General features: G+C 54.2%; 11 protein-coding genes. All 11 read left to right on the plus strand.

Features of this window, described 5'->3' with window-relative positions; all coding sequences use genetic code 11:
* Nucleotides 1-407 precede the first annotated feature (407 nt).
* The 11 genes from RSE16_00855 (at nucleotide 408) to RSE16_00905 (ending at nucleotide 12,887) form a co-directional block, all read left to right on the plus strand.
* Nucleotides 408-788: a S24 family peptidase gene (locus tag RSE16_00855; GenBank protein WRH76055.1), complete on the plus strand. Its 381-nt coding sequence runs from the start codon at nucleotides 408-410 to the stop codon at nucleotides 786-788.
* Between the two features lie 330 nt (nucleotides 789-1,118).
* Entirely contained in the window at nucleotides 1,119-2,375 is a 1,257-nt protein-coding gene (locus RSE16_00860) for an ATP-binding protein (protein ID WRH76056.1), read from the plus strand.
* Nucleotides 2,375-3,022: an RloB family protein gene (locus tag RSE16_00865; GenBank protein ID WRH76057.1), complete on the plus strand. Its 648-nt coding sequence runs from the start codon at nucleotides 2,375-2,377 to the stop codon at nucleotides 3,020-3,022. The genes RSE16_00860 and RSE16_00865 overlap by 1 nt, the downstream gene beginning before the upstream one ends.
* Nucleotides 3,023-3,203: 181 nt before the next feature.
* Complete coding sequence (locus tag RSE16_00870; GenBank protein WRH76058.1) at nucleotides 3,204-3,512, plus strand: hypothetical protein; 309 nt, start codon at nucleotides 3,204-3,206, stop codon at nucleotides 3,510-3,512.
* 77 nt (nucleotides 3,513-3,589) lie between these two features.
* Entirely contained in the window at nucleotides 3,590-3,823 is a 234-nt protein-coding gene (locus RSE16_00875) for a hypothetical protein (protein ID WRH76059.1), read from the plus strand.
* Nucleotides 3,824-3,875: 52 nt separating this feature from the next.
* A complete protein-coding gene (locus RSE16_00880) occupies nucleotides 3,876-8,288 on the plus strand; it encodes an RHS repeat-associated core domain-containing protein (GenBank protein ID WRH76060.1) in 4,413 nt (1,470 codons plus the stop codon).
* Complete coding sequence (locus RSE16_00885; protein ID WRH76061.1) at nucleotides 8,279-8,632, plus strand: hypothetical protein; 354 nt, start codon at nucleotides 8,279-8,281, stop codon at nucleotides 8,630-8,632. Before RSE16_00880 ends, RSE16_00885 begins: the two co-directional genes overlap by 10 nt.
* A 128-nt stretch (nucleotides 8,633-8,760) precedes the next feature.
* On the plus strand, nucleotides 8,761-9,750 hold the full coding sequence (locus tag RSE16_00890; protein ID WRH76062.1) for a hypothetical protein: 990 nt from the start codon (nucleotides 8,761-8,763) through the stop codon (nucleotides 9,748-9,750).
* Nucleotides 9,751-9,920: 170 nt separating this feature from the next.
* A complete protein-coding gene (locus RSE16_00895) occupies nucleotides 9,921-10,250 on the plus strand; it encodes a TrbC/VirB2 family protein (protein ID WRH76063.1) in 330 nt (109 codons plus the stop codon).
* 4 nt (nucleotides 10,251-10,254) lie between these two features.
* Nucleotides 10,255-10,539, plus strand: a complete 285-nt coding sequence (locus tag RSE16_00900; protein WRH76064.1) for a VirB3 family type IV secretion system protein — start codon at nucleotides 10,255-10,257, stop codon at nucleotides 10,537-10,539.
* A complete protein-coding gene (locus tag RSE16_00905; protein WRH76065.1) occupies nucleotides 10,518-12,887 on the plus strand; it encodes a VirB4 family type IV secretion system protein in 2,370 nt (789 codons plus the stop codon). Before RSE16_00900 ends, RSE16_00905 begins: the two co-directional genes overlap by 22 nt.
* The last annotated feature ends 17 nt before the right edge of the window (nucleotides 12,888-12,904 follow it).

A 12,904-nucleotide genomic window follows, 5' to 3' on the forward strand; every position in this document is an offset into this window, starting at 1 on the left:
CCGGGAGGAAATCTTGCGCGGAATTTTCAGCGAACTTCGCGAAGCCATGGGGAAAAGTAACAATGACATCACCCGGGATATGGTCAGCGCGGCGGAACTAGTAATGATAATTGGCAGTATCTAACAGCAGAACCCGGCAGGCTCTCCGGATTGTCACACCACAGTCTGACAGCATCCAATCGATCTGCTCGCGCTTCCGATCCGGCCTCAGAGCTTTCGGCGGATGCCAACCTGCGCGGTCGATCGGAGAACCCCAACCTCGAAAAGCTCGATCGGATTGCCGAAGTGCTGAAGGTTGGACGGGACTGGCTGCGCGATGGCGTGGGCGATGTCGAAGGGGTGAACCCGCCCTCACCAACCCTGACGACGTCTACGTTGCCGTCCCCTATGCAACGGCGAAGCCGGCAATGGGCGGCGGGGCGACCGTCGAGATCGAGCCTGACCACGGCAAGCCCTATCACTTCCAGAAGAGCTGGATCACGCACGGCCTTCGGGCTGATCCCGCCAAGCTGCGGATTATGCACGTCGTAGGCGACAGCATGGAGCCGACGCTGCGGGATGGTGACATCGTCCTGGTCGACATGGGCCGCGCAGTCCCAACCCCTCCGGGCGTATTCGTGCTGCATGACGGGATTGGTCTCGTCGCCAAGCGGCTAGAGCACATCCCCAACAGCGATCCGCCGGTCATGCACGTCATCTCCGACAACAAGACTTACTCGGCCTACCAGCGCACCGCCGACGAGGTGAACATCATTGGAAGGGTTCGATGGTTCGCTCGGGAGATTTGATGGTGGAGGGTTGAAGGGTTGAAGCCTCGTAACTGCAGTAGCGGTGGTGAGCTACATTCGCGACAATCCGACTGAAACTCTTCAGCATTGTACCCGCCATGTCGGTAGACCGGGTTCGCCTGCCCCTAATGGCGGATGGAGACCAACCGCTCGTTATACCGATGGCTTCAGGTTCAAATGGGAGCCCCACGAGAACGGAGCGGGTAGCGGAGAGGTTGATTGACGGCCCGACACGATGGGTTCATACGCATAAAATCGGTGGACAAATTATTTTATATTCACTTTAAGCGGTTATTGCGCGAATTTTGCAGATTAAATGAGGGGCAGGCTATGCTTGTGGAGTTCAGGGTCAAAAATTTCCGATCCCTGCGGGACGAGGCCGTCCTCAACCTTGTCGCATCCCGGGATAAGGCTAACGAAACAAGCAACGTCAAGGCAACGGGGAATAAGTCCCTGCCTCGCCTCCTTCGTACTGCTGCAATCTACGGGGCTAATGCTGGCGGCAAATCCAACCTCGTCCGCGCAATCCAGTTGCTGCGCGGCATCGTGAATGACTCAGCAATATTGCAGGCAGGCCAGACGTTCAACGTTCAGCCGTTCCGCCTCGATCCTGTGACGTCTGAACAACCAATCGAATACGAAATCACGTTCTTGCTGGATAATGTTCGGTATCAGTTCGGTTTCACGCTCACGCCAACCAGAATTCTGAGCGAATGGCTTATCGCCTACAAATCGACACAACCCGCCACGTGGTATGAGCGTAACTTTGACGAGAGCACTCAGAAATACCAATACAAGTTCAGCGCTCAACTTCTTGGCGCCAAAGCGGTATGGAGCGAGGCCACGCGCGAGAACTCGCTCTTCCTGTCGACAGCCGTTCAACTAAACAGCGAGCAGCTGCTTCCTATATTCAGCTTTATAACTAAAGACTTGGTTATATTTGAGAATGGAAGTGGACCCATTCCTGAATATACCATTTCACACATTGCACGACACAAGGCTGATGGCGTACGTGAACTTTTGTCTGCTGCAGATATTAGCATTGCGGACATCCAGCTAAAGACGCAACAAGGCTTTATGGGCGGCATGAAGCTCGATCTCGCGACAGGTCAATTTGAGCCCGTTTCCTCGGAACAGAGAGAGATTACAGTCCCGACATTCGAGCATCGAACAGGCGCTGGTTCGGCAGTATTCGACTTCCATGATGAATCTGAAGGCACGCAGAAACTCTTTGCTCTTGCCGGCCCGATTTTTGAAATTCTCGAGCGCGGTCAGGTGCTGATTGTTGATGAACTCGACCGAAGCTTGCACGCATTGCTAGTGCGGCAACTGATCGGTATGTTTCAAAACCCAGGCCTAAATCAAAAAGGCGCGCAGTTGATTTTCACGACGCACGACACGTCATTGTTGGACGGAGACCTGTTGCGCCGAGATCAAATCTGGTTCGCTGAAAAGGACCGGGATCAAGCGTCGCATTTGTATCCGCTGTCAGACTTCTCGCCGCGCAAGGGCGAGGCACTTGAGCGCGGTTATCTTACGGGACGATATGGTGGAGTGCCCATCCTTCGAGCTTCGAGGTTCCAGTAATGGTAAGGCACTCTCGCGCACGGAGCGGTCGCGACCTAAAACGCAAAACCCCGAACCGTCCTCCCTATGATCGGATACTGATCGTCTGCGAAGGAGCCAAGACCGAAGTAAACTACTTCGAGGAGATCCGGCAAGAAGCTCGGCTGCCGATGATGAACGTACGGGTCATTCACAGTCCACTTGGCACAGAGCCACAGCAGATTGTGCAAGGTGCTGAAGAAGAGTTCTCTAAGTCGCATGGCTTTGAAAAAATCTATGTCGTGTTCGACCGTGACGAGCATCGCACCTATGCCAATGCCATTGCTATGGCGGAATCGCGAAACGGCAAACTGAAGAATGCTGAGAAGCAGAGCGTTTCTTTTGAGGCGATTGTTAGTGTTCCTTGTTTCGAGCTTTGGTTGCTCCTTCACTTTGCGAACATCATGGCACCAATGCACCAGAGTGATGCATTGACCCAGTTGAAAAAGCACCTCGCCGGATACGAAAAGGGCAACGACGGTGTTTACGCCGATACGCAAGCGAACCTCGCGGTTGCGACGCAGCGTGCGACTGCTCTCAAGCAGCAGTTTAGTCGCCTGCCCGGGACGGACGCCTATACCGACGTTCACGAGCTTGTGGACGTCCTGCGAAACCTGAGAAGCAGATAATCGGCCACTCGATCGAACATATTATCGATAGTAGGGTGATCAGTCGCGGCAACAGCCTGCATTGCGTCAAATTTCCTCTGAACCTTAATCGGCATCTCCAACGAAGCATGTCGCGGGATGAATTGACGAATCATAGCAACAATGTTCTATATATGTTCTAGCCCTCCTGGGGCGTTGAACAGTGCTGCGCCTCGTCGATCACCCCACCCCTCTCGAGCTACCGCTGCTCGGCGCACCGGTCGAGGCCGTCTTCCCCAGCCTGGCCGATGATCACATCGAGGGGAAGCTCGATCTCAACCAGCATCTGGTGCGACGGCCAGACCAACCAACGCACTCAAGCTGGCATGCTAACGATAATTCCCGTCCAATTGCTCAGCTCGATTTTCAAATCGCGGTGCTTGCAGCCTATAAATCTGAGATGCATTTTTCACATAAATTGATTTATGCTTCTGAAAAACTTATTAATATTAGGCCAAATAACATCGATTAAATGATTTTTTATTTGAATGTTGACGGTTGATTGCGATTGAGATTGTTTCTTTCCCCGGGTGGTAGGGGAATTTCGCTATGATACTTTCAACCTTGGGAAGGCTTGCACTCACATTCGGCATGGTTGCCAGTGCGACCGCTGCTGATGCGGCCGAGACAATCACTTATAAATATGACGCCAAGGGACGCCTGGTTGAGGTCAAACGAACAGGCACGGTCAACAACAACGTCACCACAACATACAGCCATGACAAGGCTGACAATCGCAAGAATGTAACGACCACCGGATCGCCCAACGCACCGCCGCCCTGATCGGTTCTGATCAAAACTTAATTCAATATCTCAAAAGTGACGGAGAATAACGATGCTGAACTTGCGGCAGGAGACTCTTTATGCGCGCCATATGTTGCGCTTGATGATGTTATCCAGCACTGTGATCGCCAGCGGTCTGGTTGCGCCTGCTTTTGCGCAAACCGCGGCCGCGCCGGAGCCCTATCGCAACAACGACGAGCATGGCGTCGACCTTGTCACCGGCACTTTCAACATAGAAATGAAGGAAGGCGACATCGGCCCGGCAAATAGCGGCGTTACGATGGTACGCTATTACGGCCAATCGGGCTATCGCGACAATTGGTCGGGCGATTTGCGGATAACGCTGGAGGGCTCAACCCAGGTTGCAACCATTACCTTCGGAAAGATTTCAGAGCGCTTTACGAAACAGGGTAGCGTCTGGGTCGCAGCAAAGGCGAACGGAGCGACTTTGGCGGAAAGTACGTTCTTCACGTACCGGGACGCGGACGGTACCCAAATCACCTTTACGCCACCCACCATGCTTGGGTCGGGCAATCCTGCCACCATCTCGATGCCATCCGGTTACTGTAATAGCAGCAATGCCATCAACTGCGGCGTTCCCACCGAAAAAACGGATCCGGACGGCAGCAAATATACGTTGACGTGGGGCATTGCCGAGCAATGTATTCTCGGCGATGAAACAACTTGCAACCTGCAATATCGCCTGTCCGATGTGCGCAGCAATTCGGGCTATGCGATGAAGGTCAAATATCAGTCCGACCAAGGCTTTTCGGGAAGTCCCTCTAATCCCGGACCACCGCCTACAGGCTGGTTTGTGCGTTCGACGCTACGCTTTTTCGATCTCAGTCAGGCGTTTTGCGATCCCAATGCGAACAACTGCAATTCGACGCCCGGCACATGGCCGACGGTGACCTACTCAACACCGTCGACGGGCGTATTCCAGATAACAAACGACGTTGCCGGAACGTGGAGGCTGGACAGCAGTGTTGCAAACCAGTTTCGCATCCGCCGTCCTAGCCAGGCGACCGATACCACGATCGTGAATTATTCTGGCGGGCGGGTAAGCTCGATCACCAACAACGGCGAGACCAAGACCTATAACTGGACGATCGGGGCCACGACTACGGTAGCCACAAGCACCGGCGGGGGTGAAACCAGCACTACTGTTTCAAACCCAGCAGTAGGCCAACCGAGCGCCAAGATAAACGGTACCTCGAACAGCACAACCTATCTTTATGATGCCAACAACCGCGTCACCCGCGAAACCCGGCCGGAAGGTGACTATACAAATTTCACCTACGACGCCCGCGGTAACGTCACCGAGGTCCGCAACGTCGCGAAACCAGGCAGTGGCATTGCCCAAATCGTTACCACCGCCGGTTTCGATGCCAGCTGTACCAACGTAGCGAAGTGCAACAAACCGAACTTCACTATCGACGCCAATGGCAACCGCACCGATTACACCTATGATGCAACAACAGGCGAGCTGACCCGGGTGCAACTCCCCGCACCGACGAACGGCGGCACACGGCCGGAGGTCAATTATGTTTATTCGATGCTCTCAGCGCAGCAATCAAATGGCACTGGCGGTTTTACCAGCCTTCCTGCACAAGCCAAGCTGACACAGGTGACCAGCTGTTCGGTTGCCGCGACCTGCCCTGGCAGCGCGAACGAGACCAAAATCACCATCGCCTATAACAACCCCAATTTGCTGCCCACCAGCGTAACGACAGCGGCGGGCGACGGATCAATCAGCTCGACGGTTGCCTATGCTTATGACGCACGCGACAACCTGACCAGCGTCGATGGCCCGCTTCCCGGCAGCGACGATACCACGACTTACATCTATGATGCGCAGGACCGACGGCGCGGCGTCATTGGTCCCGATCCCGATGGAGCAGGAGCCCGCCCGCGTCTTGCCGAGCGCTATACTTTTGATACCGAAAGCCGCTTTACCAAAGCGGAAACCGGCACTGTAACGGCAGCGACCGAGGCGGCGCTGAATGCGATGACGGTCGCGCAGACGATCGACTATCTGTATGATGCAAATGGCAATCTGATCCGGGAGACTGTTTCGGGAACAGCCGGCGCACACCAGATCACCCAGATGACCTATGACAGCGACAACCGCCTGAGTTGCATCGCGCAGCGGATGAACCCTGCGGTGTTCGCTTCGCTACCGACCAGCGCCTGCACGCTCGGTACGCCTGGCACCGGCGGCAATGATTTTGGCGCCGACCGGATTACCCAGAACAGCTATGACGCTGCGGGTCGTGTCACCCAGGTCAAGACCGCGCTCGGCACGCTCGATCAGGCGAATGAGGTAACCACCGCCTATACGGCAAATGGGCAGGTTGCCCATGTGATCGACGCCGAGAATAACCGCACCGGTTATATCTATGATGGCCATGATCGCCTGTCGCAAACCCGCTATCCCTTGCCGACCAAGGGATCGAACGCGGCTTCAACCGCTGATTATGAGCAACTGAGCTATGATGCCAACAGCAACGTTACGCAGCGCCGCCTGCGCGATGGCCAGCTGATCGGTTTCAATTATGACAATCTCAACCGGCTGACGCTCAAGGACGAACCCAATATCGTCACAGGTGAATTCGATGTCACTTATGGCTATGACCTGCTCAGTCGCCTGACCTCGATGACAAATGCATCTTCGGTACCGACCAGCCTGACCTACGACGCGCTGGGCCGGACGAAGACTGAGAGCACCAATGGCCTGACCAAGACGATGGGCTATGACGCGGCGGGCCGTTTGACCAGTCTGGCCTATCCCGGTGGCACGCTGACGGTGAACTACGGCTATGACGTAACCGGTAACGTCACCGCAATCCGTGAAAATGGCGCGACGTCTGGCATCGGGGTACTGGCAAGCTATGGATATGACAATCTGGGTCGCCGTTCCTCGGTGACCTATGGCAATGGTGTGTTGCAAAGCTATGCTTTCAACGCCAATCAGCGGCTGCAAACGCTGAGCAGCAATCTCGCCGGTACCGCGCAGGACCAGACTGCAACATTGGCCTATAACCCAGCTGGCCAGATCGACAGTCTGACAAAGAGCAACGATGCCTATGCCTGGAATGGCCATTATAATGTCGACCGACCCTATACGGCAAACGGCCTCAACCAGCTGACAAGTGCTGGTGCGACGGCGCTGGCCTATGATGCGCGCGGCAATCTGAATGCGAGCGGCAGCACGACCTATACCTATACCAGCGAAAACAGGCTTGCGACGGTCACGCCGACAGGTGCTGGTACGACACTGCGCTACGATCTGGGCGGGCGACTGTGGCAGGTGGTGCAGGGGGCGAACACAACGCGGTTCGACTATAGCGGCAGTGCGCTGCTTTCCGAGTTGGACGGCAGCAACACGGTGCTGCGCCGCTATGTGCATGGTCCCGGTGTGGACGAGCCGATCGTCTGGTATGAAGGCAGTGGCCTTGGCACTCGCCGCTTCCTGACCAGCGACGAACGGGGCAGCGTGATCGCGGTGACCGACAATGCTGGCAGCGCAATCGCGACCAACCGCTATGACGAATATGGCATCCCGCAATCCACCAACATCGGCCGGTTCCAATACACGGGGCAGACTTGGTTACCGGAAATCGGCATGTACAATTACAAGGCGCGCATCTACTCGCCTACACTCGGCCGGTTCCTGCAGACTGATCCCATCGGTTATGGCGATGGTGTTAACTGGTACAATTATGTTGGGTCTGATCCAATAAACTCCAACGACCCTAGTGGTCTTTCCGAGGACTGTGGCGCTGGCCCGGGCGATATGCCCTGTGGATGGGAGCATTGGCCTCAATGGCTGAAGCAAAGCTATTGTGACCAAGCCAAGGCGGTGGGATGCGGAATAATCGATCCGACCGTTGAATGGAATGGGAAACTTTACCATTCGAATATTCTAACATCATACTCAGAAGAAGAGCGGATTGCTATTTGGGCTCTTTATTTCGTTCAGGACATTATTGTAACTGGTTCGAAAAATCCGTTCAATCCTAGAGACTATATTAGTTTTATACCAAAAAATGACCCTGAATTTTTCTCTGCATTGTTCAAAAATGGCGTCAGGATCAGTGGAAAATTAAAAAAATTGTCCTCGACAAATTGTGGCAACGGAACCACACAGAATGCTTTTGGATTTCCTGCTTCTGTCACAAATGGAATTCAATCGGGTGATGTCAGCGGAATTGCTCATGCGCATCCATCATCTTACGGAAGTCAAGGATTGATTCCTGGCGGGAAAGATGACAGTATTCCAATGCGCGGCGTTCCAAATATTGGCATGACAAAATCGAATATCTGGGTTGTTTGGAAGAATGGTGGCGGCTTAAATCTGACATTAGTGGCAGGTAAGTGGCCTGCCGGGTTCAATCCTTCTGCTTGGATCGCTGCGCAGAAATCGTCAAGCAGTGGCAAAAAAGGTGGAAGTATATGCAACTAAAACCGGTGTTTTCAATTGCCACCCTTTTTCTTTTAGGTTGCACCACATTGCCTAATCCAAGCATGCAGGCAAAAGGATATATTAAAAAGTTAAACTTAGAATATGTTTTCTATTTTGAAAATAAATATTCAAAAGAAAATCCAGAAAAATGTAATACTTTGCTTTTGAGAAAAGAATTTGAGAAATATGAAGGACAGATAGTAACAATATTGTATAATTCAGTTTCATTTAGTGATAATGATAATATATCTGTTGTATATGTTAATAAATGGAAAGGAAGATTTTTCAACAACGTATGTGAAAGTAATGATATTTACGTTGTAAAGCGGATATGGGATAAGTAGTTTATTTTACAATAAGGGCAATCTATTTATGATTGTTTGTGCTAATATCGACATGAGCGTTTCGCAAAATGTAGCAAACAGCGTTTTGTGCGTATGGCAATTGCCATCAGTTTTACCCGTTCAGTCGGTTGACGAAAGCGACAACAAGCCCGGGGCATGCCAACAACTTCACTTATGATGCTTTGGGGCGTCTTACCGTTCAGGCAATGTGCAATACGACCACATTGCATGGCTATGATGCAGCAGGTCGCCGCACACGCATGTCATGGGCTGATGGCAACTATATTGACTATGTTTACGATGTAACCAACCGGGTCACCGCCATCCACGAGAATTGCACAACCTCTGGCATCGGGGTTCTGGCAAGCTATGGATATGACAATCTGGGTCGCCGTTCTTCGGTGACCTATGGCAATGGCGTGGTACAGTCCTACGGGTTCAACGCCAACCAGCGGCTGCAAACGCTGACCAGCAATCTTGCCGGCACCGCGCAGGATCAGACGGCCAGCCTTGCCTATAACCCCGCAGGCCAGATCGATACATTAAGCAAGAGCAATGACAGCTATGCCTGGGTTGGCCATTACAATGTCGATCGGCCCTATACGGCGAATGGCCTCAACCAGCTGAGGGCGGCAGGTTCTGCGACGCTTGGCTATGATGGGCGCGGCAATCTGAATGCCAGCGGCAGCACGGCCTATGCCTATACTACCGAAAACAGACTTGCGACGGTCACGCCGACAGGTGCCGGCACGACGCTGCGCTATGATCTGGGCGGGCGGCTTTGGCAGGTAGTGCAGGGGGCGAACACAACGCGGTTCGACTATAGCGGCAGCGCGCTGCTTTCCGAGATGGACGGCAGCAACACGGTGCTGCGCCGCTATGTGCATGATCCCGGTGTGGACGAGCCGATCGTCTGGTATGAAGGCAGTGGCCTTGGCACTCGCCGCTTCCTGACCAGCGACGAACGGGGCAGCGTGATCGCGGTGACCGACAATGCTGGCAGCGCAATCGCGACCAACCGCTATAACGAATATGGCATCCCGCAATCCACCAATGCCAGTTTAGCCAATGGCGGGCGGCTCCAATATACTGAGCAAGCCTGGCTGCCGGCGAAATAAATAAATTTATTATTTTAAACAATTTTATTTTTGTTTTTTTAAAAAACTAATGTTTTTTATTTTAAATATATATCAAAAAATATATTGGCACGAGCCAATGTATTTTTATTATATTGATCCGCTGAGATGGCATGTGGCCGGAATTTATTTGTTCAACAAGAGGAATTGCGATGCGGATCTTTACAGGTCTTGTCTTAGTGCTCGCGGGCTTTTTTGTCGCTACAATGCCTGTCGCAGCCTTTGCGCAAGAACTCTCCACCGACCCCCAAGGTTCGGCCGTGGTCGTAAACGCTATGCGCTGGATGCAGGGGACTTTGCTGGGGACGGTAGCAACGGCCGCAGCGGTGATTGCGATTGCTTGCGTGGGCTTCCTGATGCTGAGTGGGCGGATCAACTGGCGTCATGGGGCGGTTGTGATTTTGGGCTGTTTCATCATGTTCGGTGCTGCAAGTATAGTAGCGGGGATCCAGTCGGCGGCGACGCTTTCGGGCGGCGGCTGAACCGGTGGCGCGGTTGGAGCAGGACCGGCTTTTCGTGGCACTGACGCGCCCGCAGATGTTTGCAGGCGTTACCTATAGTTTTTTCGTGATTAACGCGGTGCTGGCAGCTGAACTGTTCCTGATCTTTAAATCGCTCTGGGTGCTCATACCTACGATTGTGCTGCACGGGATTGCTGCGCTCTATTGCCTCAAGGAACCTCGGATCATCGACATATCGCTCACCCGTTTGCGCTTTTGCGGGCGGGTGCGTAACCATGATTACTGGCGATGCAACTCGTATCGCCCCTGAGCCGCGCCGAGATCGCAGCGCGTGAGAAGCCGGCGGGCGCGCATTTGCCTTATGCGGCGCAGCGTGACGACCATACGATAGAGACCCGCGACGGGATGCTGATGCAATGCATCACGCTACGCGGAATGCTGTTCGAAACCGCTGACAACGAAGAACTTAACTACCGCAAGGGCTTACGCGATGCGATGCTGCAATCCATAGGCTCGTCGCGTTTTGCGCTCTATCATCACATCATCCGGCGGCGGGTTGATATGAAGCTAGAGGCACGTTTTCCCGATTGCTTCTCGCAAACCCTTGACGACAAATGGCGCCAGCGACTGGGTGAGCGTAAGCTCTATGTGAATGAGCTTTACCTGACATTAGTGCGCCGCCCGTTGCAGGGTGGGCTGGGCGTGGCGGACCGACTGCGCGCGTGGCTTGGCGCTGCGGACAATAGTAAGGCCGCGAGCTTTGCTACCGAGGTGCACCAACTGAATGCAGCGCGCGAAGCATTGATGGCAGCCCTTGGCCATTACAGCCCGCGATTGCTTTCGGTTTATGAAAGCGAGGGCGGATTATACTCAGAACCGATTGAGTTCTTGGGCGCGCTGTTCAACGGCGAACTGGCGCCTATGCAATTGCCTTATGAAGATTTGGGGATGCATATCCCTGCGCGTCGGATAAGCTTCGGCCGCAATGCGATCGAACTTTCCGCGAATGGCCACCTGCCGCGCAAGTTCAGCGCTATCGTCTCAGTAAAAGATTATGCCGCGCAAACCACTCCCGGCATGTTCGACGCAATTATGCGGCTGCCGTGCGAGATGACCGTCAGCCAGTCCTTCGCCTTTGTCGACCGGGCGGCGACGCTTGGCAAAATGAACCTCGCGCTGCGCCGGATGCGCTCGGCCGAGGATGAAGCCATATCTTTACGCGCAGAACTGTCAGAGGCAAAGGATCAGGTCGCGGCCGGGCGCGCTGGCTTTGGCGAACATCATATGACTGTCGCAGTGCATGGCGAGACATTGCACGAGATCGACCGCCATGTCGCCGATATCACCGCCAGCCTCTCCGATCTGGGTATCAACGCAGTGCGCGAGGATATCGGACTTGAGCCTGCCTTTTGGGCACAGTTCCCGGCAAACTTCAAATACATCGCCCGCCGCGCGCTGATCTCGACTGGCAACTTTGCTGGACTTGCGAGCGGGCATAATTTTGCCGTGGGTTCGGCTAAGGGCAATCATTGGGGCGAAGCTGTGAGCTTGCTCGAAACAACGGCTGCCGGGCCTTATTTCTTTAACTTCCATAACGGCGATTTGGGCAATTTTACGGTTATTGGGCCGTCGGGGTCGGGCAAAACCGTAGTCCTAAATTTCCTGCTCGCGCAGGCGCGCAAATATGATCCGCGGATCATCTTCTTCGACAAGGATCGAGGAGGCGACCTGTTTATCCGCGCGGTTGGCGGCAGTTACGACCGGCTGCATCCCGATGTACCTTCGGGCCTCAATCCGTTGCAGCTGGAGGATAGTCCCACCAACCGGCAGTTTCTGATCGATTGGGTGGCCTTGCTGGCTGGCGGGGTCAACGTCGAAGAGCAGGCGCAGATCAAAGATGCGATTGACGCCAATTTCGTTCAGCCTCTGCCGCACCGTCGATTGAAACATCTGGTCGAGCTGTTCCGCGGCGGCGCGCGTCCACACGGGGCCGATCTCTGGTCGCGGCTCAAACCCTGGTGGGGCAATGGCGAGCGCGCCTGGCTGTTTGATAACAGCAAGGATGCAACTGATCTGAACGCACGCGTAGTCGGCTTTGATATGACTGCGATCCTCGATGATCCGGCGCTGCGCACGCCCGCGATGATGTACCTGTTCCACCGCGTCGAGCAGCGATTGGATGGTAGCCCGGCCATCATCGTCGTTGATGAAGGTTGGAAGGCGCTCGACGACGACGTCTTTGTCCGGCGTATCAAGGATTGGGAAAAAACGATCCGCAAGCGAAACGGCATTGTCGGCTTTGCGACGCAAAGCGCGCGCGACGCTCTAGATTCCAAGATTGCCAGCGCGATTATTGAACAGGCGGCAACCCAGATCTTCATGGTAAACCCAAAGGCCAACGCTGAAGATTATTGTGCCGGTTTTGGCCTTACCGGCCATGAGCTTGATCTAATCCGCACTCTGCCTGACAGCGCGCACTGCTTCCTTGTTAAACATGGTGGAGAGAGCGCAGTGGTGCGGCTCGATCTGAGCAGCGAGCCTGACATTCTCACCATCCTTTCTGGCCGTGAGAAAACTGTGCGGCTGGCCGATGAGCTGCGCGCAAAACCGGGCGGCAAGGATGACTGGATGCAGAAGCTGCTGGAGCAAGCGCGGTGAGCTGTGCAGCGCCTCCA

This window comes from Sphingobium sp. (genome assembly GCA_035196065.1).
Classification (GTDB): Bacteria; Pseudomonadota; Alphaproteobacteria; order Sphingomonadales; family Sphingomonadaceae; genus Sphingorhabdus_B; species Sphingorhabdus_B rara.